The 26,979-nt window shown below is 60.9% G+C and carries 20 protein-coding genes and 1 pseudogene; 9 read left to right on the forward strand and 12 right to left on the reverse strand.

The window, feature by feature from the left end; translation table 11 throughout:
- Positions 1–77: 77 nt before the first annotated feature.
- The 3 genes from CKW11_RS07570 to arcD (CKW11_RS07580) form a co-directional block, all read right to left on the reverse strand.
- Entirely contained in the window at positions 78–1,088 is a 1,011-nt protein-coding gene (locus CKW11_RS07570; RefSeq protein WP_047296014.1) for an ornithine carbamoyltransferase, read from the reverse strand.
- A 69-nt stretch (positions 1,089–1,157) separates the two neighbouring features.
- Positions 1,158–2,414, reverse strand: coding sequence for an arginine deiminase (gene arcA, locus CKW11_RS07575; RefSeq protein ID WP_095137045.1), 1,257 nt, complete (start codon positions 2,412–2,414; stop codon positions 1,158–1,160).
- A gap of 31 nt (positions 2,415–2,445) precedes the next feature.
- A complete protein-coding gene (gene arcD, locus CKW11_RS07580) occupies positions 2,446–3,873 on the reverse strand; it encodes an arginine-ornithine antiporter (protein WP_095137046.1) in 1,428 nt (475 codons plus the stop codon).
- 589 nt (positions 3,874–4,462) lie between these two features.
- Here arcD (CKW11_RS07580) and arcD (CKW11_RS07585) point away from each other — a divergent pair.
- Positions 4,463–5,890: an arginine-ornithine antiporter gene (gene arcD, locus CKW11_RS07585; RefSeq protein WP_027612550.1), complete on the forward strand. Its 1,428-nt coding sequence runs from the start codon at positions 4,463–4,465 to the stop codon at positions 5,888–5,890.
- Between the two features lie 121 nt (positions 5,891–6,011).
- On the opposite strand, the gene CKW11_RS07590 is transcribed toward arcD (CKW11_RS07585), so the two are convergent.
- The 9 genes and pseudogenes from CKW11_RS07590 to gap form a co-directional block, all read right to left on the reverse strand.
- Complete coding sequence (locus CKW11_RS07590; RefSeq protein ID WP_095137047.1) at positions 6,012–7,358, reverse strand: CoA transferase; 1,347 nt, start codon at positions 7,356–7,358, stop codon at positions 6,012–6,014.
- 173 nt (positions 7,359–7,531) lie between these two features.
- On the reverse strand, positions 7,532–8,287 hold the full coding sequence (locus CKW11_RS29055; protein ID WP_371917867.1) for a methyl-accepting chemotaxis protein: 756 nt from the start codon (positions 8,285–8,287) through the stop codon (positions 7,532–7,534).
- 150 nt (positions 8,288–8,437) lie between these two features.
- A pseudogene (locus CKW11_RS29060) lies at positions 8,438–9,745 on the reverse strand (cache domain-containing protein); the annotation flags it as partial.
- Between the two features lie 295 nt (positions 9,746–10,040).
- On the reverse strand, positions 10,041–10,430 hold the full coding sequence (locus tag CKW11_RS07600) for a YbaN family protein (RefSeq protein WP_095137049.1): 390 nt from the start codon (positions 10,428–10,430) through the stop codon (positions 10,041–10,043).
- A gap of 166 nt (positions 10,431–10,596) precedes the next feature.
- Positions 10,597–11,193, reverse strand: a complete 597-nt coding sequence (locus CKW11_RS07605; RefSeq protein WP_095137050.1) for a biliverdin-producing heme oxygenase — start codon at positions 11,191–11,193, stop codon at positions 10,597–10,599.
- Positions 11,194–11,304: 111 nt separating this feature from the next.
- Positions 11,305–13,890, reverse strand: coding sequence for a TonB-dependent receptor (locus CKW11_RS07610; RefSeq protein WP_095137051.1), 2,586 nt, complete (start codon positions 13,888–13,890; stop codon positions 11,305–11,307).
- A gap of 122 nt (positions 13,891–14,012) precedes the next feature.
- A complete protein-coding gene (locus CKW11_RS07615) occupies positions 14,013–14,978 on the reverse strand; it encodes a FecR domain-containing protein (protein WP_095137052.1) in 966 nt (321 codons plus the stop codon).
- A 124-nt stretch (positions 14,979–15,102) separates the two neighbouring features.
- Positions 15,103–15,621 (reverse strand): RNA polymerase sigma factor, encoded by a 519-nt coding sequence (locus CKW11_RS07620; protein ID WP_095137053.1) that lies wholly within the window; start codon positions 15,619–15,621, stop codon positions 15,103–15,105.
- Positions 15,622–15,812: 191 nt separating this feature from the next.
- The gene (gap, locus tag CKW11_RS07625) at positions 15,813–16,814 is read right to left on the reverse strand and encodes a type I glyceraldehyde-3-phosphate dehydrogenase (RefSeq protein WP_095137054.1); all 1,002 of its coding nucleotides are present in this window, start codon (positions 16,812–16,814) and stop codon (positions 15,813–15,815) included.
- A gap of 220 nt (positions 16,815–17,034) precedes the next feature.
- On the opposite strand from gap, the gene edd reads away from it, so the two are divergent.
- The 8 genes from edd (at position 17,035) to CKW11_RS07665 (ending at position 26,979) form a co-directional block, all read left to right on the forward strand.
- On the forward strand, positions 17,035–18,861 hold the full coding sequence (gene edd, locus CKW11_RS07630) for a phosphogluconate dehydratase (RefSeq protein WP_003227464.1): 1,827 nt from the start codon (positions 17,035–17,037) through the stop codon (positions 18,859–18,861).
- Positions 18,858–19,817, forward strand: coding sequence for a glucokinase (locus CKW11_RS07635; protein ID WP_095137055.1), 960 nt, complete (start codon positions 18,858–18,860; stop codon positions 19,815–19,817). The genes edd and CKW11_RS07635 overlap by 4 nt, the downstream gene beginning before the upstream one ends.
- A 179-nt stretch (positions 19,818–19,996) precedes the next feature.
- Positions 19,997–20,728, forward strand: coding sequence for a response regulator (locus CKW11_RS07640; protein ID WP_007917879.1), 732 nt, complete (start codon positions 19,997–19,999; stop codon positions 20,726–20,728).
- On the forward strand, positions 20,718–22,187 hold the full coding sequence (locus CKW11_RS07645; protein WP_027612561.1) for an ATP-binding protein: 1,470 nt from the start codon (positions 20,718–20,720) through the stop codon (positions 22,185–22,187). Before CKW11_RS07640 ends, CKW11_RS07645 begins: the two co-directional genes overlap by 11 nt.
- Before the next feature lie 214 nt (positions 22,188–22,401).
- Positions 22,402–23,661, forward strand: a complete 1,260-nt coding sequence (locus CKW11_RS07650) for an AGE family epimerase/isomerase (RefSeq protein ID WP_095137056.1) — start codon at positions 22,402–22,404, stop codon at positions 23,659–23,661.
- A gap of 119 nt (positions 23,662–23,780) precedes the next feature.
- Entirely contained in the window at positions 23,781–25,082 is a 1,302-nt protein-coding gene (locus tag CKW11_RS07655) for an ABC transporter substrate-binding protein (RefSeq protein WP_095137057.1), read from the forward strand.
- A gap of 150 nt (positions 25,083–25,232) precedes the next feature.
- Positions 25,233–26,141, forward strand: a complete 909-nt coding sequence (locus CKW11_RS07660) for a carbohydrate ABC transporter permease (protein WP_007917874.1) — start codon at positions 25,233–25,235, stop codon at positions 26,139–26,141.
- Complete coding sequence (locus CKW11_RS07665) at positions 26,134–26,979, forward strand: carbohydrate ABC transporter permease (RefSeq protein ID WP_007969317.1); 846 nt, start codon at positions 26,134–26,136, stop codon at positions 26,977–26,979. The genes CKW11_RS07660 and CKW11_RS07665 overlap by 8 nt, the downstream gene beginning before the upstream one ends.

The following is a 26,979-nucleotide window of genomic DNA, read 5'->3' on the forward strand; positions in this document are numbered from 1 at the left end:
GTTGAATGACACACCGCTTTCGCGAGCAAGCCCGCTCCCACATTGGGATTCGGTTCCTTCAGTGGGAGCTATTTCAGTTACAGATCAGCCAGGGTCGAAACCAGGATCGCCTTGATCGTGTGCATGCGGTTTTCCGCTTGCTCGAAGGCGATGCAGGCGGGCGACTCGAACACGTCGTCGGTCACTTCGATGCCGTTGGCCAGATGCGGATACTGTTCGGCGATCTGTTTGCCGACCTTGGTATCGCTGTTGTGGAACGCCGGCAGGCAGTGCATGAACTTGGTGCGTGGGTTGCCGGTGGCTTTCATCAGCTCGGCGTTGACTTGATACGGCAGCAGTTGCTGGATACGTTCGGCCCACGCTTCCACCGGCTCGCCCATCGACACCCAGACGTCGGTGTGGATGAAGTCGACGCCTTTGACCGCGGCTTTCGGGTCTTCGGTCAGGGTGATGCGGGCGCCGGATTCTTCCGCGTATTTCTTGCAGCGATCAACCAGATCGTCATGCGGCCACAGGGCTTTCGGCGCGCAGATGCGCACGTCCATGCCGAGCTTGGCGCCGACCAGCAGCAGCGAGTTGCCCATGTTGTTGCGCGCATCGCCGAGGTAGGCGTAGCTGATTTCGTGGATCGGCTTGTCGGCGTGTTCACGCATGGTCAGCACGTCGGCGATCATTTGCGTCGGGTGATACTCATCAGTCAGACCGTTGAACACCGGCACCCCGGCGAACTTCGCCAGCTCTTCGACGATTTCCTGTTTGAAGCCACGGTACTCGATGGCGTCGTACATGCGACCCAGCACGCGGGCCGTGTCTTTCATGCTTTCCTTGTGGCCGATCTGCGACGAGTTCGGGTCAATGTAGGTGACGTTGGCGCCTTGGTCGTAGGCCGCCACTTCGAACGCGCAGCGGGTACGGGTCGAAGTTTTTTCGAAGATCAGGGCGATGTTGTTGCCCTTCAGGTGTTGCTGCTCGGTGCCGGTGTACTTGGCGCGTTTCAGATCGCGGGACAGGTCGAGCAGGTAACGCAGCTCACGTGGGGTGTGGTGTTCCAGGCTGAGCAGGTTACGGTTGTGGATGTTGAACGCCATGATGATTCTCCTTGGATTCGGTAATCGGCCCGGCCGCTACAGGGTGAGTGCGGCCGGGGAGATGGTCGTTTAGTAATCGATTGGGTCGCGGATGATCGGGCAGGTCATGCAGTGGCCGCCGCCGCGACCACGACCGAGTTCGCCGGCGCTGATGGTGATCACCTCGACGCCTGCCTTGCGCAGCAGGGTGTTGGTGTAGGTGTTGCGGTCGTAGCCGATGACCACGCCCGGTTCCACGGCCACCACGTTGTTGCCGTCGTCCCATTGCTCGCGCTCGGCAGCGAAGCTGTTGCCGCCGGTTTCCACCACGCGCAGTTTCGGCAGGTTTAGCGCAGCGGCGACGGTGTCGAGGAAGCTGCCTTCTTCGCGGCGGATGTCAATGCCGCCCTGTTTGCTTTCGTCAGGGCGCAGGGTGAAAGCGACGATCTGGTTGACCACTTCCGGGAAGATCGTCACCAGGTCGCGATCGCAGAAACTGAACACGGTGTCCAGGTGCATCGCGGCGCGGGACTTCGGCAGGCCGGCGACGATGACTTTTTCCACGGCTTTGTTCTTGAACAGGTTCAGCGCGAGTTGGCCGATGGCCTGACGGGATGAGCGTTCGCCCATGCCGATCAACACCACGCCGTTGCCGATCGGCATCACGTCGCCGCCTTCGAGGGTCGAGCTGCCGTGATCCTTGTCCGGGTCGCCGTACCAGATTTCGAAATCGGCGTTGGTGAACTGCGGGTGGAATTTGTAGATGGCAGTGGTCAGCAGGGTTTCCTGACGTCGCGCCGGCCAGTACATCGGGTTCAGTGTCACGCCGCCATAGATCCAGCAGGTGGTGTCGCGGGTGAACTGGGTGTTCGGCAGCGGCGGCAGGATGAAGCTGGAGTGGCCGAGGAAGTCGCGGAACATCTGGATGGTCTTGCCACCGAAGCTGTCCGGCAGATCGTCGGCGGATACGCCGCCAATCAGGTATTCGGCGATGTGCCGTGGCTCAAGGCTTTTCAGCCAGGATTTGACTTCGCTGATCAGGCCCAGGCCCACCGAGTCGGCGGTGACCTTGCGATCGAGGATCCAGTCCAGCGCTTCCGGGATGGCGACGATGTCGGTCAGCAGGTTGTGCATTTCCAGCACGTCGATCCCGCGTTCACGCATTTTGGTCACGAAGTCGAAGTGGTCGCGCTTGGCCTGGGCGACCCACAGTACATCGTCGAACAGCAGTTCATCGCAGTTGTTCGGGGTCAGCCGCTGGTGGGCCAGACCTGGGGAGCAAACCATGACTTTGCGCAGTTTGCCGGCTTCGGAATGGACGCCGTACTTAACTTTTTCCGTGGTCATTGCAGTGATCCTCCAGATTACAAATCAAGGGTTACAAGGTCAGGAAGCCGTCGTAGAGGCCGTAGGCTGCCACCAGGGCACCCACGACGACTGCGGCGAAAATCAGCTTCTCGACGTTAGTGAAAATCGGTTGTTTGAGTTCCAGCTTGGCCTTGGCGAACAGGATCGCGCCGGGTGCGTAGAGCAGGGCCGAGAGCAGCAGATACTTGACCCCGCCGGCATATAGCAGCCACACCGCGTAGATCAGCGCGATGCCGCCGATAATCAGATCCTTGCGTCGTTCGGCCGCGAAGCCTTCGTAGCTTTCGCCGCGCACCGCCAGCAGCAGGGCATAGGCCGCCGACCACAGGTACGGCACCAGAATCATCGAGGTGGCAAGGTAGATCAGCGACAAGTAAGTACTCGCCGAAAACAGGGTGATGATCAGGAAAATCTGCACCATCGCGTTGGTCAGCCACAGGGCGTTGACCGGTACGTGGTTGGCGTTTTCCTTGCGCAGGAACTCCGGCATGGTGTGGTCTTTGGCGGCGGCGAACATGATCTCCGCACACAGCAGCACCCACGACAGCAGCGCGCCCAGTAGCGAGATGATCAGACCGACGCTGATCAGTACCGCGCCCCAGTGACCGACCACGTGTTCGAGCACGGCGGCCATCGACGGGTTCTGCAGTTTGGCCAGTTCCGGCTGAGTCATGATGCCCAGCGACAGCACGTTGACCAGCACCAGGAACAGCAGCACGGTGATGAAACCGATGACGGTGGCCTTGCCGACGTCCGAGCGTTTTTCCGCCCGCGCCGAGAAGATGCTCGCGCCCTCGATGCCGATGAACACCCACACGGTGACCAGCATCATGTTGCGCACCTGGTTCATTACGCTGCCCAGATCCGGGTTTTTCACACCCCAGATGTCGGCGGTGAAGATGTCCAGTTTGAAAGCGAAGATCGCGATCAGGACGAACAGCAGCAGCGGCACGACTTTGGCGACGGTGGTCACCAGGTTGATGAACGCCGCTTCCTTGATCCCGCGCAGTACCAGAAAGTGCACGGCCCACAGCAGCACCGAAGCGCCGATGACGGCGGCCACCGTGTTGCCTTCGCCGAAAATCGGAAAGAAATACCCGAGGGTGCTGAACAACAGAACAAAGTAGCCAACGTTGCCCAGCCAGGCACTGATCCAGTAACCCCAGGCGGACGAGAAACCCATGTAATCGCCGAATCCGGCCTTGGCATAGGCGTAGACACCGCCGTCCAGGTCAGGCTTGCGATTGGCGAGGGTTTGGAAGACAAAAGCGAGGGTGAGCATGCCGACAGCGGTGATGGCCCAACCAATCAATACCGCGCCGACGTCGGCGCTGGCGGCCATGTTTTGTGGCAAAGAGAATATCCCGCCACCGATCATTGAGCCGACTACCAGGGCAACCAGTGCACCTAATCGTAGTTTTCCGGGAGCTTCAGACATTGCATGACTCCATTGCAGGAGAGAAGAGTACACAGCGTAGTTCTGTTGACTGTTCAAACAACTGACTTAGATCAGTTCATAGGCACATTCCATTGTTAATGAATGACTTATGAAAGAGCTGATGGCATAAAGCTGCTGCCCGAAAAGGCCCATTCCAGAGGCTTTTGGCAGATGTGGTTGGGAATTTCTCCTATTACTTTGGAATTATCACGCTAGTTGGTTTTCAGCTTTTGGCAAATTTTTCACATCTGTTTTCAGTACAGAATCGAATAATCAGGATTCGCGCACAAAAGCGATTAGTCGTGCTATGCGTTAGCGTTGTTGGCTATATATAAGAGGGGTGTTGGCGTTATTCAAAAAACGTACTTACGCTTTATCCGTTTAGTTAATACCCAGAAATAGACACATCTTGTGGCGAGGGGATTTATCCCCGATGGGTGGCGTAGCCGCCCCAGATCCATTCAGCGCGGTGTATCAGGCAGAACGAGTTCTCAGGTTTTGGGGCGGCTATCCACCCATCGGGGATAAATCCCCTCGCCACAGGTATAAACAGGTTTCGAGAATCGTTGTCAGGAAAAGGGAGACTGGAATGTCGCAACCGACGCAAAAGCTGCGACTGGGTGCGTTGATCGCCCTGGTGGTGGGGTCGATGATTGGCGGGGGGATTTTCTCGCTGCCACAGAACATGGCCGCCCGCGCCGATGCCGGGGCGATCCTGATCGGCTGGGGGATCACCGCCATCGGCATGTTGACCCTGGCGTTCGTGTTCCAGACCCTGGCCAACCGCAAGCCCGAGCTGGACTCGGGCGTCTACGCCTACGCCAAGGCCGGGTTTGGCGACTACATGGGGTTTTCCTCGGCCTGGGGTTACTGGATCAGCGCGTGGCTGGGCAACGTCGGTTATTTCGTCCTGCTGTTCAGTACGCTCGGGTACTTCTTCCCGGTATTCGGTCAGGGCAACACGCCGATCGCCATCGGCTGCGCATCGGTGCTGCTGTGGGCCGTGCATTTTCTGGTGATGCGCGGGATCAAGGAGGCGGCGTTCATCAATCAGGTGACCACGGTCGCCAAGATCGTGCCGCTGATCATGTTCATCGTCATTGCGGCAGTGGCGTTCAAGGCCGATATCTTCACCCGCGACATCTGGGGCCGCAGCAACCCGAGCTTCGGCGGGGTGATGGATCAGGTGCGCAACATGATGCTGGTGACGGTGTTCGTGTTCATCGGCATCGAGGGCGCCAGCGTGTATTCGGCGCGGGCGGAGAAACGCAGCGACGTCGGCCGCGCCACGGTGATCGGTTTCCTCGGCGTGCTGGCGCTGTTGGTGCTGGTCAACGTGCTGTCGCTGGGGATCATGAGCCAGCCCGAACTGGCGACCCTGCAGAATCCGTCGCTGGCGGCGGTGCTGGAACACATCGTCGGGCCGTGGGGCGCATTGTTGATCAGCCTCGGTCTGGCGGTTTCCTTGCTCGGCGCGTTGTTGTCGTGGGCGCTGCTCTGCGCGGAAATCCTCTTCGCCACGGCCCGGGACAAAACCATGCCGGCGTTCCTGAAAAAGGAAAACGCCAACCATGTGCCGGTCAATGCGCTGTGGCTGACCAACGTGATGATTCAGATTTTCCTGCTGATCACCCTGTTCTCGGCGGGCACGTACACCAGTCTGATTTATCTGGCGTCGTCGATGATTCTGGTGCCGTATTTGTGGTCGGCGGCGTACGCGGTGTTGCTCAGCGGACGTGGCGAAACCTACGAACATGCCTCGGCCGAACGTACCAAGGATCTGCTGATTGGCGGGATTGCTCTGTGTTATGCGGTGTGGTTGTTGTATGCCGGCGGGGTGAAATACCTGCTGCTGTCGGCGCTGCTGTATGCGCCGGGGGTGGTCCTGTTCGCCAAGGCCAAGCATGAGCAGGGCGAGCCGCTGTTCACCCCTGTCGAGAAAGGTATTTTTGCCTGTGTGCTGATCGGCGCGGGGCTGGCGGCGTATGGTTTGTACAGTGGGGTGTTGTCGCTGTAGGTGGATTGATTGTGCATCGGTGGTGTCAGTGCGGGCCTCTTCGCGAGCAAGCCCGCTCCCACAGGGGGAACGCATTTCAAATGTGGGAGCGGGCTTGCTCGCGAAGGGGGCCGAATGGTCATCACCAATGCGGGCTGTGTGAACCCAATTCAGTAGCCGGCAACGCCCACTGCAGCGGCGTCCCGCTGATCTTCACCGGCGCCAGCAAGCGATGCGCCGGCCCCCATGGGGTCTGCTCCAACCGCGAGTCTTGATCCTGTTTATCCTCGACGCGCAACGCTTCGCTCGTTCCCGGTCCGTGTTCGATCAACAGCTTGGCGGTGCGCGCCAGTGACAAGCGTGCAGAACCGCCGCGACCGCTGCGCAAACGTTCAGTGAGCAATGTGATCGCACTCGCCGCCATCAGATACCCGGTTGCATGGTCTAGCGCCTGCACCGGCAGCGGCGTCGGTTTGTCAGCCTGTTTCCAGCGCTGTCCGGCCTCGGCGATGCCGCTGCTCATCTGTACCAGGCTGTCGAAGCCGCGCCGGTTGCGCCACGGGCCGCTCCAGCCATAAGCATTGAGGCAGACGTCGATCAGCCCCGGTCTGAGTTGCCGGCGGCGCTCGGTGCCGAAACCGAGATGTTCCAGGGCATCGGCACGGTAGCCGTGCAGGAGAATGTCGGCGTCCTTCAACAGATTTTCGAACACTGCACGATCGCCCGGCTGCTGCAAATTCAGCCGTGCGCAGCGTTTGCCCAGGGTGACTTCCGGCACCACGCCCGGCTCATTCCAGCTCGGCGGGTCGATGCGCAGCACATTGGCGCCGAGGCCGGCGAGAAAACGGCTGGCGGTGGGGCCGGCGAGCACGCGGGTCAGGTCGAGCACTTTGATCCCGGCCAGCGGTTGCGCCACCGAGCCTTGCCACGCGTTGGCCTTTTCATCCTGCGAATCGATGAAATGCACCAGCGGTTCGGCGTTCACCGCCTGGCCCTGCGGATGCTGTTGCCACTGCGCCCAACTGCGCATTTGTGCGGCGCAGCCTTTGGCCTCGACCACCGCTTGTTCGAGATCGGCACTGTTCCATTGCGCGACTTTCGCCGCCATCGCGGCGCGGTCGGCACAGGCACCGAGCACGCTTTCAGCTGCAGCGCGGTGATGCGGGGCGTTGGTGTGCAGGCGGATCCAGCCGTCCTTGGTTGCATAGTCGCCGGCAATCGGATCCCACAGCGGCGGGACTTCCCAGCCTATCGGTCGTAACGAGGTGGCGAACCAGAACGAGGCCAGACGTCGATCGACTTCCACCGCGGGCAAGTGCCCGGTCTGTTGCCGGAGCAGTTCGCTGACGGCCTGACCGGCTGCGCCGATGCTGGCGCAGGCCAGATCGGTGACGGCGAACGCCGAGGGCAGGGCGCCGCTGGCGGTGAACGGAATCGGCGTGTGGGGCAAGCCGAGCGCGGCTTGAATGGACGTGAGTAAATCAGTCATCGAAGGCCCTCCGGGAGAGAGGGCGATGATAGTGCAAAACGCGTGTGGATCAGATGAAACCCAATTGTAGGAGTGAGCCTGCTCGCGATTGCGTCGTATCAGTTATGCATCTGTTAACTGACTCACCGCTATCGCGAGCAGGCTCACTCCTACAGGGGATACGCGCTATGGCGTTAAACGCGGAACTGATCCATCAGCTTCATCTGCTGGCTCGCCAAGGCATTGAGCTGGCTGCTGATCGCCGCCGACTCGGTCGCCTGTTCAGTCAGGGTTTCAGTCACGGTGCGAATCGCCGAGACGTTGCGGTTGACCTCTTCGGCCACGGCGCTCTGCTGTTCGGCGGCGCTGGCGATCTGCAGGTTCATGTCGCTGATCACGGTCACCGCATCGCTGATCTTGCCCAGCGCATCCACCGCCTGACGGATCTGCCCGGCGTTGTTGTGCGCCTGGGTCTGGCTCGAATGCATGGTCGCGACCACGCCACGGGTGCCGGTCTGGATGCGCTCAATAACGATGCGGATTTCTTCCACCGAATCCTGAGTGCGCTTGGCGAGGTTGCGCACCTCGTCGGCCACCACCGCAAAACCACGGCCGCTTTCTCCGGCGCGGGCCGCTTCGATGGCGGCGTTGAGCGCCAGCAGGTTGGTCTGTTCGGCGATGCTGCGGATGACTTCCAGCACCGAACCGATCTGCTCGCTGTTGACCGCCAGCGCTTCGACTTCGGTCACCGCTTTGCTGACTTCATCGGCAAGTTGATTGATGTCGCGGGTGCTGCGCTCGATGATCGACAGGCCGTCCCTGGCCGACTGATCGGCGCCCTTGGCGGCGTTGGCCGCGTTCGACGCGCTGTTGGCGACGTCGTGGGCGGTGGCGCTCATTTCATTGGAGGCGGTGGCGACCTGATCGATTTCGCGGAACTGCACCTGCATGCCTTCGCTGGTCTGGCGGGCGATTTCCGATGACTGATCGGCGGTGCCACGCGCTTCAGTGATGCTCTGTTTGATCTGGGCGATGGTCGGTTGCAGCTTGTCGAGGAAGCGGTTGAACCAGTTCACCAGTTCGCCCAGTTCATCCTTCTTGCTGTAGTTCAGGCGCTGGGTCAGATCGCCTTCACCGCTGGCGATGTTCTTCAGCATCTCGGCGACGCTGTTGATCGGGCGTGTGACGCCGGAAGCCGTCAGCCAGATCAGCAACAAGCCAATCAGCCCGGCGACGACAGCCACCGCCAATGCGGTGAGTACACCGGTTTCCTGCGCGTCGTCGAGCACTGCTTGCAGCTTCACCGAGTCGGCCAGCAACACCTGTTTCGGCAGGTCGATGACCACACCCCAGGCCCGCGAGTTGCCAATCGGATCCACCGGGTACACCGCACGAATCAACTCGCCCTGTTCAAGAATCTTCGGCGTGCCGCTGCTGACCAGTTGCAGCACGTCCTTGCCGTCGGCGCCGAGGGTGTCGCTGATCTTTTTGCCGACCTTGGCGGCGTCCGAGCTGTCGGCAGCCAATACGCCGCTGCCCGAGACGATCAGCATGTGCCCGGCGTTGTTGAACAGGTTGCGCTGGGAATCCACCGCCGCTGCTTGCAGGGCATCGAGGGCGATGTCGACACCGACCACACCGATCGCCTTGCCGTCGACGATCAACGGCACGGAAATGGTGGTCATCAACATTTCCTTGCCGCCCACGGTGTCGGCATACGGATCGAGCAGGCAAGTACGCTTGTTGTCGCGAGGGCAGGTGTACCAGCTGTTGTACGGCGTGCCGCTGACGCTGAGGGTGGTCTTGGTCATGTCTTCTTCGACCATGATCGTGTTCAGCGCCGAGCCGGCAGCGCGGCTCCAGTAGCTCGCAAAACGCCCGGCTTCGTTGGACTGGCGCGTGGCGTCGTTGACGAACTCGCTGTCCTTGCCGTCGAGGCCGTTGGGTTCGAAGGCGAGCCAGATGCCGAGCACCTTGTCGTTGCGCTGGAATGCGGTTTTCAGGCTCAGGTTCAACTCTTCACGCAGGGCCCCGGCGTCCAGCGAACGCTTGGCGGCCAGCACGCGCATGTCCTTGATCTGATCGGCCAGCGCGGTGATCACCGTCAGGCTTTCGCCAAAGGTCTTCTGCACCCGCACCGCTTGCTCGGCCGCCTTGGCCTGCAACAGGTTCTGCACACTGGCGGTGAGCAACTGGTTGCTGGAGTTGCTGACCAGTTCGTCGTTCTGGTTGGTCTGGTAAATGTTCATGCCGACGATCAGCGCAACCACACCCAGCAGGCACAGGCCGGAGAGCAGGACGATTTTCAGGCGAATGGAGAGAGAGTCGAACATGGGGCGATCTCGTGAATGAATGAGCAGGTGGCCACGGGATGAACTACCCGGTTTGCCAAATCCATTCAGCGCCATGCATTGCTCATCGGCGTGCGGCGAAGCTGCATGAGGCGCTTGCCGACGAACGGTCAGCGCTAAACGTTTGCGCAGGGGATTGTGCTGAAAAGGCGCTTAATTACAGGGAAGTTTCAGCCTGGTGAACGACCGAATGCTTTTGTGGTGATGAGGCTGTTGTGGTGAGGGAGCTTGCTCCCGCTCGGCGGCGAAGCCGTCGCAAAACCGGTAAACACGGTGAATCAGAAGTAATGCAGGGGAGCGCTTCGCACTCCAGCGGGAGCAAGCTCCCTCGCCACAAGGGGAGCGTGCTAATTCAGAGAGGGATGGCTTCCGGTCTCGACCAGATCCACAGATTGCCCAGACTCATCCCGGCAATCGCCAGATACACCGGCCAGCCGTGATCGAGCATTACCAGCATCAACGTCGCGCACAGCAGCATGCTGATCGTGGCGCTGACCTTGGCCTTGCGCGCGATGATCTTGCCGTTGCGCCAGTTGCTCAGGATCGGCCCGAACAGCCGATGGTTTTCCAGCCAGGCGCTCAGGCGTGGCGAGCTGCGAGTCGCGGCCCAGGCGGCGAGCAGGATGAACTCGGTGGTCGGCAGGCCGGGCACGACGATGGCGATCAGGCCAATGCCGAGGCTGACGTAGGCCAGCAGGCCGAACAGCACACGGGCGAGTTTTGAGGTGGCGGGTTGCGGCATGGGCTCAGCGGTTGCTTCTGAAGCGGGACGGGAATCTTACAGGCTTACACCGTTCCCCTGTAGGAGTGAGCCTGCTCGCGATGGCATCCGGTCATTCAACATTAATGTCGACTGATACACCGCCATCGCGAGCAGGCTCACTCCTACAAGGGGAATTTGCTGTGTGTCAGGCCGGTTCTGCTTCGGTCGCGTAAGCCTGTTCCAGCAGCACGGTGAAGCGGTTGAACGCGTCGATCGCGCCTTGCTCGACCTCGGCTTCCTCTTCGGCCGTGAACTGCAGGGAATCGAGAGTGCGCACGAAGCTTTTCCAGCCTTCGGCACGTCCGCCTTCCGGTTCACCCAGGTGGCGGGCGCCGAAAGTTTCGCTCAGCTCCAGCGCCACGGCACGTTTGATCAGGAACGCAGCGCCGAGCTTCGAACCTTCGGAGACGAAGATCCAGCCCAGTGCTCGGGCCTTGCTTGGGTTTTTCACCGCGCCAGCCACAGGCGCCGGCACTTCAGTTTCCAGATCCGCCAAATCTGCCTTCGCGGCTTCGGCGCGGCAACGGGCCGGCAGATCCGGGACGATAGCAGTCAGTTCAGCGTTGTTATAGAGGTCGACCAGTTCCGACTGGAACAGGTACTGCGCGACCACGAAACGCGCGAAGTTGGCGCGGGTTTCGAACGGCGCGTGGGCCTTGACCAGGGCGTCGAGCTTGCTGTGCGGCTCGTGGGTGATCTGGTTCAGGCGTTGTGAACGCAGGGCTTTTTCCGAAGTGGTCATGGGATGTCCTTGATAAAAGAGGCGCTTGATAACGAGACGAACGGGCAGGTGCCAAACCGTAAAAAAAGCCCCGCGACGCGCTGATCAATGCGCGCCGCAGGGCCGTGCGGATCAGATGTCCCAGACCAGATTGATCGCGAAGTTGCGGCCCGGCTGGGTCAGACGATCGAGGTTGGCCGGTTGTGTCACCGAGGCTTCGCCGACGCTGTCGTAACCGCGTACGTCATCCCACAGCCAGTACTTCTTGTCGGTCAGGTTGTAAATGCCGCCGCTGACGGTGACGTCGTCGGTGACTTTGTAATAGCCGGCCAGATCGAGAATGCCGAAGCCCGGGGTCTTGAACTGGCTGCTGACGCCATCCGGCGACTTGAAGTTGCTGTCGTCGACGCGGTCCTTTTTCTTCACCACGGTCCAGCTCAGCAGACCGCCGTAGTTGTCCTGGTCGTAACCCAGACCGAATACGCCAGTCAGCGGATTGACGCTGTTGAGCGGCTCGCCGTTGTCGTTGTTGCGACCGTAGGCATAGGCGATCGAGCCTTGGGTATAGAGGCCCTGCGGCGCGCCGAACGCATCGAGGTTCAGACGACCTTTGACTTCGGCGCCCTTGATGGTCGCGTGCTTGATGTTGCTCGACTGGAAGGTCAGCTCGTCGTAGCCGGGAGTGACCGCGTCTTCGTTGATGAAATCGCGGTACTTGTTATAGAACACCGCCACGTCGAACGAGCCTTGCTCGAAGTTGCCGCGCAGACCGGTTTCATAGCTTTTGCTTTTCTCCGGTTCCAGGTTCGGGTTCGGCGCCACGTTGTAGCCTGTGGTGCTGTTTTCGAAACGCCCGTAAAGCGCTTTCGCGGTCGGCGTGCGGAAACCTTCGGCGTATTGGCCGTACCAGGTGTAGTTATCGGTCAGGGCATAGGTCAGGCCGAACTTGGGCGAGACTTTGTGCCAGCTCTTGTTCGCGTCGCTGACCGTGCCGTTGCCATCGGCGGCCACGGTGTTGAGGAATTCCTGAGTGATGTGCGGCTTGAGCTGGGTGTGGTCGTAGCGCAAGCCCGGCAGGAATGTCCACTTGTTCCAGCTGATCTGATCCTGGGCGAACAGGCTGTAGGTGTTGATGGTCGGATCCGGGAAGTCGCTGGATTTTTTCAGCACATCCGCCGCGCTGGTGGCGCCGATGGCGGTGCAACCACGGCCGACTGCCAGGCACTTGCCGTCGCCGCTGCGCGAGCCGGTGACTTTCTGCTGCTTGATCGTGGTGCCGTAGGTCAGCACGTGATCGGTGTCACCGATGGCGAAGGCCTTGTCCAGTTGCGCATCGAATACCCACTGTTTTTCCTCGTAGACCGTGTCGCGGGTGCGCAGCACTTTACGGGTCATCGGGTAGTAGAACTCTTCGGTGCTCTGGTCGGTCTTGGCGATCTGGTGGTTGAGGCTCCACTTCACGTTATCGGCCAGCAGGCTGTCGAGGGCGAAGCTGTGCTCGAGGCCAAAGCGCTCGCGGGTGATGGTGTCGTTGCCGGTGCGCCACTGGTACATGCCGCCGGGCAGCATGCTGTTGGGGATGGTCGGGGCGCCGTTGAAGTACGGGCCGCCGTAGGCACTTTTCTGATCGGTGTCGCGATCGTCCTTGTACTTCTCGTAGGTCAGGCCCAGACGCGAATCGTCGTTGTAGTTCCAGCCGATCTTCGCCAGGACGTTGGTGGCCTTGACGTCTTCCGGGTTGGCAGCGGTGCGCGCCAGGCCAGTGCCGTTGTTGCTGCCGTAGGAATCGGTTTCGTGACCGTCGCGCTGGCTGAAGTGCAGCAAGCCGTCGAACTGCTCGGCACGCCCGGCGACGGTGGCGGATTTCAGCCAGCTCTCATCGGCGGAGCTGTAACCGGTTTTGAGGCGAGCACCGACGTCTTTGCCGGGCTTGATGATGTCGTCCGGGTCGAGGGTGTAGTAGCTGACGGCGCCGCCGATGGCGTTGCTGCCGTACAACACCGAGGCCGGGCCACGGAGGATTTCCACGCGTTTGACGATTTCCGGGTCGACGTAATTGCGCTGGGTCTTGGCGTACGGGCCGTTGAAGAAACCGTCCGGCACTTCGACGCCGTCAACCTGAGTCAGGATGCGGTCGCCGTCGATGCCACGGATGTTGTAGCCGCTGATCCCGCCACGCTGGCCGGCGCCGCCGACGGATACGCCCGGCTCGTAACGCACCAGATCCTTGATGGTGTTGACGTTGTTGCGATCCAGATCCTCGCGGGTCTGCACAGTGACGGTGGCCGGCACGCTATTGACCGACTGTTCCTGGCGGGTGGCGCTGATGGTCACTTGATCCAGATTGAGTGCGCCGCTGGAGCTGCGCTTCTCCAGCACCACATTGTTGTTGCTCAGCTTGCGGAAGCTCAGGTTGGTCCCCACCAACAGGCGCTCCAGGGCTTTTTCCGGCGGCAGCGAACCGCGCACGCCCGGCGACGACACGCCTTGACCCAGTTCTGCCGGTAAACCGACCTGCCAGCCGGTGACGTTGGTGAAGGCATTGAGCGCCGAGACCAGCGGTTGCTGGCCGATCGAGAACGAATAATCACCCATGTTGCGCGCCGGTTGTTCGGTGGCAGCCATCAGCGGTGCAGTGCCGGCCATGAGGATGGCGGCCGTCAGCAGCGACAATACGCGGGAAGGGGAAGCAGTCTGGCGGGTAAGGCGAGAGGACATCGATAGCGCTCCGTGTCGCACGAATCTTTATAGGTGCTGATCCGCCTCCGAAGATGCGAATCAATTGCATTGGCTATAACGAGACGAACGGGGTTTGGCTATCGAGTAAAAATAATTCTCATTTAGTTCAGGATCACCAGCGCGGGGAATTCCTGCAGGCGCGCCGAGGTGATGTGGGCGAGGGAGCGAACCACGTCCAGCGGTTGGTCGAGGCGGTAGTTACCGGTGACGTTGACGTCGGCCAACTGCTCGTTGGTATTGATGATCCAGCCTGGGTAGTAGCGGCGCAGTTCGGCCAGCACCTTGTCGAGCGGACAGTTCTCGAAGATCAACCGGCCCTGAACCCAGGCCAAGTCGGTGGCAGTATCCAGTTTGGCCGGACGATCGAAACCGTTGGGGCCGATGCGAATGCTTTCGCCGGCGCTCAAACGCACCCGCGCGTCGTTGTGCGTGGCGCGCAGATCGACATCGCCGCGCTGCACATTGACCTGCGCGACGCCGTCCAGATAGCGCACGGCGAACGCGGTGTCGCGCACGCTGGCCTGCACCGGGCCGGCATCGATTTGCAGCGGCTGGCCACGGTTGGCGGCCACTTCGAAAAACGCTTCGCCCTGATACAGGCGCGCCACGCGTTGGCGCTCATTGATGGTGCTGGAGAATGCCGAGTTGGTGTTGAGCAGCACCTTGGAGCCATCCTCCAGTTGCAGGCGCTGGCGCTCGCCGACCACGGTCAGGTGATCGGCCTGCAGGCGCATCGGCAGATTGCTGAAACTGAACAGGCCCAGAATCAGCACCGCAGCGGTGGCCAACGGTTTCCAGTGCGGACGCAACCGCTGGAGGACGGTGACTTTGGCCGGTCTGGCCGCGAGGTTTTGCGCGCACTGGGCAACTTGCGGCCCGTCCCAGATCGCCTGCGCCTTGGCGAACGCCTCGGCATTCAACGGATCGGCCGCCAGCCATGCGTGAAATTGCCGGGTCTGCTCTTCGTCCGCACTGCCGAGCACGATGAGCCAGTCTAGAGCCTGGTCCATTGCACTGGCGGCGTCCTGCGCCGTTGCGGGCGAAGGCGAGCGGTGGGTGTCCGTCACGGTGTTTCCTCGGCAGTGTCTGTGCACGGCTGTTTTTTAAGTGAAGCGTAAAAGTCGGCCAAGGGTAGCAAAGCCCAATGATCAGTGCAGGCGATCCTGACACTTACAGAAAAGCCCTACGACTTCAGTCGCCATTCAGACGTTCGGCGACGCCAATACAAATGGTCATGATCAGCTTCAGCTCCTTCTGCACGGTGCTGAGGGACACGTTCAGCTCGTCGGCGATTTCCTGATAGCTGTGCCCGTGCAGGCGGCTGAGGATGAAAATCTGCTGCTGACGCGGGCTGAGTTGACTGAGGCTCACGTTCAGGCGCTCCAGCAATTGTTCGGCGTGGGCGGCGTCTTCGGCGCTGCTGGCGGGGGCGGCGACGCTGTGCACTACCTCCTGCGGCACGTCATCAACCATGGTCCGCGAATGGATCTTGCGCGCACGCAGGTAATCCAGCGCCAGATTGCGCGCGGTCTGGAACACGAAGGGTTCAAGGTGATCGATGGCGCGCTCGCTCAGCGCCCGCGTGACGCGCAGGTAGGTCTCCTGCAGCAGGTCTTCGGCGGTGCTGTGGTTGTTGACCATCCGCTCGATCGTGCGCAGCAGGGACGTGCGCTGAGAGAGGAAGACGTGATTGAAGCGCGATTGACTCACGGGGGAACCTGATCCATTTCGAGCGAATGATAATGCTTATCATCTAGTCGAGTGGTCAAGTGTTGATTTCAGATTGAAATCAAAAACCTGTGTGAGCGGGCTTGCTCGCGAATGCGGTGGGTCAGTCGATATATCAATTGCCTGACACGACGCCTTCGCGAGCAAGCCCGCTCCCACATGGGAGGAGGGAATTACTCCGCGTTGCAGAGCGCCAGGCAGTTATCCAGCATGCGATTCGAGAAGCCCCATTCGTTGTCGTACCACGCCAGCACTTTCAGCAGTTTGCCGCTGGCTTTGGTGTGGTTGGCGTCGAAGATCGACGACAGCGGGTTGTGGTTGAAGTCGCTGGAAACCAGCGGCAACGTGTTGTAACCCAAAATTTTCGAATGCTGGCTGGCGGCTTTCATCAGTGCGTTGACCTCGTCGGCCGTGGCTTCCTTCTTCAACTGCACAGTCAGATCCACCAGCGACACATTGATCACCGGCACCCGCACGGCCATGCCGGTCAGTTTGCCCGCCAGTTCCGGCAGCACCAGGCCTACCGCTTCAGCGGCGCCGGTCTTGCTCGGGATCATGTTCTGCGTGGCCGAGCGCGCGCGGTACGGGTCGGTGTGGTAGACGTCGGTGAGGTTCTGGTCGTTGGTGTAGGCATGAATCGTGGTCATCAGACCGCTTTCAATCCCCAGTTCGCGGTGCAGCACTTGCGCCACCGGCGCCAGGCAGTTGGTGGTGCACGAAGCGTTGGAGATGATCTGGTGCGACTGGCGCAGAATGTCGTGGTTCACGCCGTAAACCACCGTGGCGTCGGCGCCTTTGGCCGGGGCCGAGATGATGACTTTGCGCGCGCCGGCAGTAAGATGCGCGGCGGCTTTGGCACGGTCGGTGAACAGACCGGTGCATTCAAACACCACGTCGATTTTTTCCGCCGCCCATGGCAGCTCGGCCGGGTTGCGAATCGCGCTGACCGCAATGCGGTCGCCGTTGACCGTCAGGCTCTCATTGTCATGGGCCACTTCGGCGTCGAATGTGCCGTGAACGGTGTCGTATTTGAGCAGATGGGCGTTGATTGCGCTGTCGCCCAGATCGTTGATGGCGACGATCTGCAAATCCTGTCGATAGCCTTGGGTATACAGTGCGCGCAGGACATTACGGCCGATGCGGCCAAAACCATTGATTGCGATTCGAAGAGTCATTGAACAGCGCCGCCGTCGTTTTGTTGTTGGAATTACAAGATTATTCGCATAAAAATAGAAAACAAGCCTTTTTAGTGGCAATATTTTGTTTTATCTACAACGAGTGACCTGAATCAACTGGTCCGAATGGTCAAAAAAGCCGTCTGTCATTCCAACAACAACGGCGTTTGATCAGCATAGACAATCAGGTCGCCACATCCGTTAGCCTGGAGTTCTACACATGCATCCCCGCGTTCTTGAGGTCACCGAACGGCTTATCGCCCGCAGCCGCGCCACGCGTCAGGCTTACCTTGCACTGATTCGCGGCGCCGCCACCGACGGGCCGATGCGCGGCAAGCTGCAATGCGCCAACTTCGCCCATGGCGTGGCCGGGTGCGGCAGCGAAGACAAGCACAGCTTGCGGATGATGAACTCGGCGAACATCGCCATTGTTTCTTCGTATAACGACATGCTCTCGGCGCACCAGCCGTACGAAGTCTTTCCCCAGCAGATCAAGAACGCCCTGCGCGAAATTGGCTCGGTCGGCCAGTTCGCCGGTGGTACACCGGCAATGTGCGATGGCGTGACCCAAGGCGAGCCAGGCATGGAGCTGAGCCTGCCGAGCCGCGAAGTGATCGCCATGTCCACGGCGGTGGCGCTGTCGCACAACATGTTCGACGGCGCGCTGATGCTCGGCATCTGCGACAAGATCGTCCCGGGCCTGATGATGGGTTCGCTGCGCTTCGGCCATCTGCCGACGATCTTCGTCCCGGGCGGGCCGATGGTTTCGGGGATTTCCAACAAGGAAAAAGCCGACGTGCGGCAGAAGTACGCCGAAGGCAAGGCGACCCGCGAAGAGCTGCTGGAATCGGAGATGAAGTCCTACCACAGCCCGGGCACTTGCACCTTCTACGGCACCGCCAACACCAACCAGTTGCTGATGGAAGTCATGGGCCTGCACTTGCCGGGCGCGTCTTTCGTCAACCCGAACACCCCGCTGCGTGATGCCCTGACCCGTGAAGCGGCGCATCAGGTCACGCGTCTGACCAAGCAGAACGGCAACTTCATGCCGATCGGCGAAATCGTCGACGAGAAGGCGCTGGTCAACTCGATCGTCGCGCTGCATGCCACTGGCGGCTCGACCAACCACACTCTGCACATGCCGGCGATCGCCATGGCCGCTGGCATCCAGCTGACCTGGCAGGACATGGCCGACCTCTCCGAAGTCGTGCCGACCCTGAGCCACGTCTACCCGAACGGTAAAGCCGACATCAACCACTTCCAGGCTGCTGGCGGTATGTCGTTCCTGATCCGCGAATTGCTCGAAGCCGGCCTGCTCCACGAAGACGTCAACACCGTGCTCGGCCATGGTTTGAGCCGTTACACCAAAGAGCCGTTCCTCGATAACGGTGAGCTGGTGTGGCGCGAAGGCCCGATCGAAAGCCTCGACGAAAACATCCTGCGCCCGGTTGCCCGTGCATTCTCGCCGGAGGGCGGTCTGCGGGTGATGGAAGGCAACCTTGGTCGCGGGGTGATGAAAGTCTCCGCCGTGGCGTTGGAAAACCAGATCGTCGAAGCACCGGCCATGGTGTTCCAGGATCAGCAGGACCTGGCCGATGCGTTCAAGGCCGGTTTGCTGGAGAAGGATTTTGTCGCGGTCATGCGCTTCCAGGGCCCGCGCTCCAACGGCATGCCGGAACTGCACAAGATGACGCCGTTCCTCGGCGTGCTGCAGGATCGCGGCTTCAAAGTTGCGCTGGTCACCGACGGGCGCATGTCCGGCGCATCGGGGAAAATCCCGGCGGCGATTCACGTAAGTCCCGAAGCTTATGTCGGCGGTGCTTTGGCGCGAGTGCAAGAGGGCGATATCATCCGCGTCGATGGCGTCAAAGGCACTTTGGAACTCAAGGTCGACGCCGCCGAATTTGCAGCGCGTGAACCTGCCAAAGGCCTGTTGGGCAACAACATCGGTAGCGGTCGCGAACTGTTTGGCTTCATGCGTTTGGCCTTCAGCTCGGCGGAGCAGGGCGCCAGCGCCTTCACTTCTGCCCTGGAGACGCTTAATTGAAACTGGCTTTGGTCGGTGATATCGGAGGCACCAACGCGCGGTTCGCGTTGTGGAAAAACCAGCAACTGGAATCGGTTCAGGTGCTGGCGACAGCCGACCACGCCAGCCCGGAAGAGGCGATCAGCCTGTACCTGAGCGGCCTCGGTCTGGCGCCGGGTTCGATCGGTTCGGTGTGCCTGTCGGTGGCTGGGCCGGTGAGTGGTGATGAGTTCAAGTTCACCAACAACCACTGGCGCCTGAGCCGCACGGCGTTCTGCAAGACCTTGCAGGTCGAGCAACTGCTGCTGATCAACGACTTCTCGGCGATGGCGCTGGGCATGACCCGTTTGCAGCCCGGCGAATTCCGTGTGGTCTGCGAAGGCACGCCGGAGCCGTTGCGCCCGGCGGTGGTGATCGGCCCGGGCACTGGCCTGGGCGTCGGCACCTTGCTCGATCTCGGCGAAGGGCGCTTTGCCGCGCTGCCGGGTGAGGGTGGCCACGTCGATCTGCCGCTGAGCAGTCCGCGTGAAACCCAACTGTGGCAGCACATCCACAACGAAATCGGCCACGTCAGTGCGGAAACGGCGTTGAGCGGTGGCGGCTTGCCTCGGGTGTATCGAGCGATCTGCGCGGTGGACGGACATGAACCAAAGCTTGATACGCCGGAAGCGATTACTGCAGCCGGTCTGGCCGGCGATCCGATCGCGCTGGAAGTACTGGAGCAGTTCTGCTGCTGGCTCGGCCGCGTGGCCGGCAATAACGTGCTGACCACCGGTGGTCGCGGCGGCGTGTACATCGTTGGCGGGGTGATTCCGCGCTTTGCCGATTTCTTCGTCGAAAGCGGCTTCGCCCGCAGCTTCGCCGACAAGGGCTGCATGAGCCATTACTTCAAGGGCATTCCGGTGTGGCTGGTGACGGCGCCTTACTCCGGGCTGGTGGGTGCCGGTGTGGCACTGGAGCAAGCAATCCCTGTCTGAAATGCAATCAAACTGTAGGAGTGAGCCTGCTCGCGATAGCGGTCTTGGATTCAACATATTCGTTGACTGATACACCGCTATCGCGAGCAGGCTCACTCCTACAGGTGTTTTGTGGTGTTTGTAAAATCAGTGCTTAAGGCATAATCCGCCCCAATTCCAACAACAAGGATGCCTTCGAAGTGAGCTCAGTCAACAAGTCGATATTGTTGGTCGATGACGACCAGGAAATACGCGAGTTGCTGGAAACCTACCTGACCCGCGCCGGGTTTCAGGTGCGGGCCACCGCCGATGGCGCCAGTTTCCGCCAGGCGCTCAATGAAGCGCCGAGCGATCTGGTGATCCTCGATGTGATGCTGCCCGACGAGGACGGTTTCAGCCTGTGCCGCTGGGTGCGCCAGCATCCGCGTCAGGCGCAGGTGCCGATCATCATGCTCACCGCCAGTTCCGACGAAGCCGACCGCGTGATCGGGCTGGAGCTCGGCGCTGACGACTACCTCGGCAAACCTTTCAGCCCTCGCGAACTGCAAGCTCGAATCAAGGCGTTGCTGCGTCGCGCACAGTTCGGTCAGGAACGCAGCGGCAGCGACGTGCTGGCTTTCGACGAGTGGCGGCTGGACATGGTCAGCCATCGACTGTTCCACACCGATGGCGAAGAAGTGATTCTCTCCGGTGCCGATTTCGCGTTGCTGAAGTTGTTTCTCGATCATCCGCAGGAAATCCTCGACCGCGACACCATCGGCAACGCCACCCGTGGCCGTGACCTGATGCCGCTCGACCGCATCGTCGACATGGCCGTCAGCCGTTTGCGCCAGCGCCTGCGCGACACGGAAAAACCGCCGCGTCTGATCCGCACCGTGCGCGGCAGCGGTTATCAACTGGCAGCCAATGTGGTTGCCGGCAATGCTCACTGAGTCGCTGCGCCGGCTCGCCAGCAAAGTGCCGGTGCCGCGTTCGCTGCTCGGGCGGATGCTGCTGCTGACTCTTTTGGCGGTGCTGTTCGCACAAACTTTGTCGAGCGTGATCTGGGTTTCGCAACTACGCGCCACCCAGCTTGAAGGCCTGGTCACCAGCGCCCGCAGCCTCGCTCATTCGATGACCGCCAGCGTCAGCTATTTCCGTTCGCTGCCGGTGGCTTACCGGCCGTTGGTGCTCGACCAGTTGCGCAGCATGGGCGGCACCCGATTTGTGGTGACGCTCAACGACAAGCCGCTGGGTATGGACGTGCTGCCGATCACCCCGCGCAAGGCCGCGGTGATTCAAGCGGTGGATGAAGTGCTGCGCCAGTCGCTGGGCCATGACACTGATATTTCGGTGACCTTCGTCAGCCCCGAAGATCTGCGGATCTTCAATGCCGGGCTGAAACTCGATGAGCTGCCGCGCTCGTGGGCGCATTACGCACTGACGCTGGAACCGGTGAATCCGCCGGTGCTGGTCACGCAGATTCAGATGGCGCCGGGCGAATGGCTGTATATCGCCTCGTTATTGCCCGAGCCCTACACCAGTCTTGAAGAGCAAGGCCTGCCCGCGCAGCAGGTGTGGTTCATCGTCCTCACCAGCGGTTTCTTGCTGTTGTTCATCGGCCTGCTGGTGCACTGGCAGAGCCGGCCGCTCAAGCGTCTGGCGCGAGCGGCGCGGGATCTGTCGCTGGGCGCCGATGTCGAGCCGGTGGCCGAGGGCGGCGGCAGTGAGGTGGTGGAAGTGGGCCGTGCGTTCAATACCATGCGCGAGCGTATCAGCCGCTACCTGACCGAACGCAGCCAGTTGTTCAGCGCGATTTCCCATGACCTGCGCACGCCGATCACCCGTCTGCGTTTGCGCGTCGAACTGCTGGAAGACGAGAAGCTGCAAGCCAAGTTCGGTCGCGATCTGGATGAGTTGGAGCTGCTGGTCAAAGGCGCGCTGCAATGCGTGAAAGACACCGATATCCACGAGAACATCGAGCCGGTGGATCTCAATCATGTACTCGACTGCCTCGTAGAACCGTATCTGGCGCCCAACGGCAACGGCCGCGTGACCCAGCAAGGCAAGGCGCTGGCGGCGTATCCGGGCAAGCCTTTGGCGTTGAAGCGCTGCATCGGCAACCTGATCGACAACGCGTTGAAGTACGGGCAGAACGCGCACCTGCACATCGACGACGATGAGCGCGCGTTCGTCCTGCACGTCGACGACGAAGGCCCGGGGGTTCCGGAGCAGCGGTTGGAGCAGGTGTTCGAGCCGCACTTTCGCTTGGCCGGGCAGCAGCAGGGTTATGGTCTCGGCTTGGGCATTGCGCGCAACATTGCCCACAGTCATGGCGGCGAAGTGACGCTGCAGAATTTGCGTGAGGGCGGGTTGCGGGTGACCCTGCAGTTGCCGCGCAGTGTTGACTGATACCGCCCCTGTGGCGAGGGAGCTTGCTCCCGCTGGACTGCGCAGCAGGCCGTCTTTTGGGTGCCGCTTCGCGTCACAGCGGGAGCAAGCTCCCTCGCCACAAGTAATATGTGAATGTCACGAGCCGGTGACAAAACCCGCCCCCTTCGTTACAAGCCCACCCCGGCCCGTTGTTTAGACTGCCCGCAGTCATAACAACAAAAAAGGGCCACTCATGGACACCTTTCACCCAGACTTCAGCAGTTGGCTGAATGCCCCTGCCCACCAGCAATGGCTCGCCGACGAAGGCCTGCGCCTGCTGGCATTCGCCAAGGCTTCCAGACTGCCCGAGGGTTTCGGCAACCTCGACGAGCGCGGCCGTTTGCCGGCGCACGCGCAAGCCGAAACCATGAACACCGCGCGCATGACCCACAGTTTCGCCATGGCCCATATTCAGGGCCTGCCGGGGTTTGCCGAACTGGTCGATCACGGCATCGCGGCCCTGCGCGGCGCGTTGCGTGATGCGCTGCATGGCGGCTGGTTTGCGGTCGCCGAACATCGCGATGGCAACACCGGCAAGAACGCCTATCTGCATGCTTTTGTCGCGCTCGCGGCCAGCTCGGCGGTGGTCGCGCAGCGCCCCGGCGCCCAGGCGCTGCTGGATGATGCGATCGACATCATCGACACGTATTTCTGGAGCGAAGAAGAGGGCGCCATGCGCGAATTCTTCAACCGCGACTGGCGCGAAGAAGAGGCCTATCGCGGCGCCAACAGCAACATGCACGCCACCGAAGCGTTCCTCGCGCTGGCCGATGTCACTGAAGACCCGCGTTGGCTGGTGCGTGCGCAACGCATCGTCGAGCGGGTGATTCACGGTCACGCCGCCGCCAATGGCTACATGGTCATCGAACACTTCGACCGCGACTGGCAGCCGCTGCGCGAATACAACCACGACAATCCTGCCGATGGTTTCCGCCCTTACGGCACTACGCCGGGCCACGGTTTCGAGTGGGCGCGGCTGTTGCTGCACCTCGAAGCCGCGCGGGTTCAGGCCGGGATGCTCACGCCGGGCTGGCTGGCGACCGATGCGCAAAAACTCTTCGAGCAGAACTGCCGACACGGCTGGGACGTCGATGGCGCCCCGGGGATCGTTTACACCCTCGATTGGGACAACAAAGCCGTGGTGCGTCACCGTTTGCACTGGACCCATGCCGAGGCCAGCGCGGCGGCCAGCGCTCTGCTCAAACGTACCGGCGATGCGCAATACGAAACCTGGTATCGACGGTTCTGGGAGTTCTGCGAAAACCATTTCATCGATCGCTGTGACGGCAGTTGGCATCACGAACTCGATCCGCAAAACCGCCCGAGCGCCGACATCTGGCCGGGCAAACCGGATCTCTACCACGCGTGGCAGGCGGTGCTGATTCCTCGTCTACCCTTGTCACCCAGTATGGCAACAGCTCTGGCGCAATGGTCGCGGAGCATTCCTGTGTAACCATGTGGTGACATTTGCGCATCCCTTCGTTACCTGCGAAGGGAATCGCCCTGTTTAAACTCCTGTGCAGCGCAAGCACCAGACTTGCAATGCATAACAACAAGAAAGGTACATCTCAGATGAATGCGATTTCTCGCCTCGCTACTGTCATTTCTGTCGCCTCCCTGTTCCCGCTCGCAATTCTGCCTCTCAGTGTTTCCGCTGCCGAATCCAAAGGTTCGGTCGAAGTCGTGCACTGGTGGACGTCCGGTGGCGAAAAAGCCGCTGTCGATGTGCTCAAGGCGCAAGTTGAAAAAGACGGTTTCACCTGGAAAGACGGCGCTGTCGCCGGCGGTGGCGGTGCCACGGCCATGACCGTACTGAAAAGCCGCGCCGTGGCCGGCAACCCGCCGGGCGTTGCCCAGATCAAAGGCCCGGACATTCAGGAATGGGCTTCCACCGGTCTGCTCGACACCGACGTGCTGAAAGACGTCGCCAAGTCGGAAAAGTGGGACAGCCTGCTCGACAAGAAAGTCTCCGATACCGTGAAGTACGACGGTGATTACGTGGCCGTGCCGGTGAACATTCACCGGGTTAACTGGCTGTGGATCAACCCGGAAGTCTTCAAGAAAGCCGGCATCACCAAGAACCCGACCACCCTCGAAGAATTCTACGCCGCTGGCGACAAGCTCAAGGCTGCGGGCTTCATCCCGCTGGCTCACGGCGGTCAGCCTTGGCAGGACAGCACCGTGTTCGAAGCCGTGGTGCTCTCGGTCATGGGCGTTGATGGCTACAAGAAAGCCCTGGTCGATCTGGACAACAAAGCGCTGACCGGCCCGGAAATGGTCAAGGCGCTGACCGAGCTGAAGAAAGTCGCGACCTACATGGACGCCGACGGCAAGGGCCAGGACTGGAACCTGGAAGCGGCCAAGGTCATCAACGGCAAGGCCGGCATGCAGATCATGGGTGACTGGGCCAAGTCCGAATGGACCGCGGCCAAGAAAGTCGCCGGCAAGGACTACGAGTGCGTAGCCTTCCCGGGCACCGACAAGGCATTCACCTACAACATCGACTCCCTGGCGGTGTTCAAGCAGAAGGACGCAGGCACTGCGGCCGGTCAGCAGGACATCGCCAAAGTCGTGCTGGGTGAAAACTTCCAGAAAGTCTTCAGCATCAACAAAGGCTCGATCCCGGTCCGTAACGACATGTTGAACAACATGGAGAAACTCGGTTTCGACTCCTGCGCGCAGACCGCTGCCAAGGACTTCCTGGCGGATGCCAAGTCCGGTGGCCTGCAGCCGAGCATGGCGCACAACATGGCGACCACGCTGGCGGTGCAGGGCGCGTTCTTTGATGTCGTGACCAACTACATCAATGACCCGAAAGCCGACCCGGCCGATGCGGCCAAGAAACTGGGTGCGGCGGTTCAGTCGGCCAAGTAATCCTTGGCCCCTGTAGGAGTGAGCCTGCTCGCGATAGCAGTTTGTCAGGTAACAGATTCATCAACTGACACACCGTAATCGCGAGCAGGCTCACTCCTACAAGGGGACGAGTTGCCCAAGTAGTCCTTTTCTCTCGTACTGGATTTCCCCATGAGTTCTGTTGCTGTGTTCAGCAAGGCCTCGCCGTTCGATGCACTGCAGCGCTGGCTACCGAAACTGGTGCTGGCGCCGAGCATGTTCATCGTGCTGGTGGGCTTCTATGGCTACATCCTGTGGACGTTCGTGCTGTCGTTCACCACCTCGACCTTTCTGCCCAACTACAAGTGGGCCGGCCTGGCGCAATACGCCCGGCTGTTCGACAACGATCGCTGGTGGGTCGCGAGCAAGAACCTTGCGGTGTTCGGTGGCATGTTCATCGGCATCACCCTGGTGATCGGTGTGCTGCTGGCGGTGTTCCTCGACCAGCGTATCCGTCGCGAAGGTTTTATCCGCACCATTTACCTGTACCCGATGGCGCTCTCGATGATCGTCACCGGTACCGCGTGGAAATGGCTGCTCAACCCGGGCATGGGCCTGGACAAATTGTTGCGTGACTGGGGCTGGGAAGGCTTCCGTCTGGACTGGCTGATCGACCCGGATCGCGTGGTCTACTGCCTGGTGATCGCCGCCGTGTGGCAAGCCTCGGGCTTCATCATGGCGATGTTCCTCGCCGGCCTGCGCGGGGTTGATCAGTCGATCATCCGTGCCGCACAGATCGATGGCGCGAGCATGCCGACCATCTACTGGAAAGTGGTGCTGCCAAGCCTGCGTCCGGTGTTCTTCAGTGCGGTGATGATCCTCGCTCACATCGCGATCAAGAGCTTCGACCTGGTCGCGGCGATGACGGCGGGTGGCCCGGGTTATTCCTCCGACCTGCCGGCGATGTTCATGTACTCCTTCACGTTCAGTCGCGGCCAGATGGGCATGGGCTCGGCCAGTGCGATTCTGATGCTCGGTGCGATTCTCGCGATCATCGTGCCTTACCTGTACTCCGAGCTGAGGACCAAGCGTAATGACTAGTCTCGCTGCCAAACCCGCTTTCAGCCTGAGTCGCGTCGCGATCTACGCGGTGCTGATCCTCGCGGTATTGCTGTACCTGATTCCGCTGGTGGTGATGCTGCTGACCAGTTTCAAGACCCCGGAAGACATCAGCACCGGCAACCTGCTGAGCTGGCCGACCGTGGTCAGCGGCATCGGCTGGGTCAAGGCCTGGGCCACGGTGGACGGCTACTTCTGGAACTCGATCAAGATCACTGTGCCGGCCGTGGTCATCTCCACTGCCATCGGCGCGTTGAACGGCTACGTGCTGTCGTTCTGGCGCTTCCGCGGTTCGCAGCTGTTCTTCGGTCTGCTGCTGTTCGGCTGCTTCCTGCCGTTCCAGACCGTGCTGCTGCCGGCCTCGTTCACCCTCGGCAAGATGGGCCTGGCGAGCACTACCACCGGCCTGGTCTTCGTTCACGTGGTCTATGGTCTGGCGTTTACCACGCTGTTTTTCCGTAACTACTACGTGAGCATTCCCGATGCGCTGATCAAGGCTGCACGGCTGGATGGCGCGGGTTTCTTCACGATCTTCCGGCAGATCATTCTGCCGATGTCGACCCCGATCATCATGGTCTGCCTGATCTGGCAGTTCACCCAGATCTGGAACGACTTCCTGTTCGGTGTGGTGTTCTCCAGCGGTGATTCGCAACCGATCACGGTGGCGCTGAACAACCTGGTCAACACCAGCACCGGCGCCAAGGAATACAACGTTGATATGGCAGCGGCGATGATCGCCGGCCTGCCGACCCTGCTGGTCTATGTGGTCGCAGGCAAGTATTTCGTGCGCGGGCTGACGGCCGGCGCAGTCAAGGGGTAA

The organism is Pseudomonas sp. Irchel s3a10 (assembly GCF_900187525.1).
GTDB lineage: Bacteria > Pseudomonadota > Gammaproteobacteria > Pseudomonadales > Pseudomonadaceae > Aquipseudomonas > Aquipseudomonas koreensis_G.

What these genes read in the sequence shown, in the direction of transcription:
- CKW11_RS07570 (WP_047296014.1), bottom strand. Translation starts at nt 1,088, where the DNA reads ATGGCGTTCAACATCCACAACCGTAACCTGCTCAGCCTGGAACACCAC.
- arcA (WP_095137045.1), bottom strand. Translation starts at nt 2,414, where the DNA reads ATGACCACGGAAAAAGTTAAGTACGGCGTCCATTCCGAAGCCGGCAAA.
- arcD (WP_095137046.1), bottom strand. Translation starts at nt 3,873, where the DNA reads ATGTCTGAAGCTCCCGGAAAACTACGATTAGGTGCACTGGTTGCCCTG.
- arcD (WP_027612550.1), top strand. Translation starts at nt 4,463, where the DNA reads ATGTCGCAACCGACGCAAAAGCTGCGACTGGGTGCGTTGATCGCCCTG.
- CKW11_RS07590 (WP_095137047.1), bottom strand. Translation starts at nt 7,358, where the DNA reads ATGACTGATTTACTCACGTCCATTCAAGCCGCGCTCGGCTTGCCCCAC.
- CKW11_RS29055 (WP_371917867.1), bottom strand. Translation starts at nt 8,287, where the DNA reads ATGCAGGTGCAGTTCCGCGAAATCGATCAGGTCGCCACCGCCTCCAAT.
- CKW11_RS07600 (WP_095137049.1), bottom strand. Translation starts at nt 10,430, where the DNA reads ATGCCGCAACCCGCCACCTCAAAACTCGCCCGTGTGCTGTTCGGCCTG.
- CKW11_RS07605 (WP_095137050.1), bottom strand. Translation starts at nt 11,193, where the DNA reads ATGACCACTTCGGAAAAAGCCCTGCGTTCACAACGCCTGAACCAGATC.
- CKW11_RS07610 (WP_095137051.1), bottom strand. Translation starts at nt 13,890, where the DNA reads ATGTCCTCTCGCCTTACCCGCCAGACTGCTTCCCCTTCCCGCGTATTG.
- gap (WP_095137054.1), bottom strand. Translation starts at nt 16,814, where the DNA reads ATGACTCTTCGAATCGCAATCAATGGTTTTGGCCGCATCGGCCGTAAT.
- edd (WP_003227464.1), top strand. Translation starts at nt 17,035, where the DNA reads ATGCATCCCCGCGTTCTTGAGGTCACCGAACGGCTTATCGCCCGCAGC.
- CKW11_RS07645 (WP_027612561.1), top strand. Translation starts at nt 20,718, where the DNA reads ATGCTCACTGAGTCGCTGCGCCGGCTCGCCAGCAAAGTGCCGGTGCCG.
- CKW11_RS07650 (WP_095137056.1), top strand. Translation starts at nt 22,402, where the DNA reads ATGGACACCTTTCACCCAGACTTCAGCAGTTGGCTGAATGCCCCTGCC.
- CKW11_RS07655 (WP_095137057.1), top strand. Translation starts at nt 23,781, where the DNA reads ATGAATGCGATTTCTCGCCTCGCTACTGTCATTTCTGTCGCCTCCCTG.
- CKW11_RS07660 (WP_007917874.1), top strand. Translation starts at nt 25,233, where the DNA reads ATGAGTTCTGTTGCTGTGTTCAGCAAGGCCTCGCCGTTCGATGCACTG.
- CKW11_RS07665 (WP_007969317.1), top strand. Translation starts at nt 26,134, where the DNA reads ATGACTAGTCTCGCTGCCAAACCCGCTTTCAGCCTGAGTCGCGTCGCG.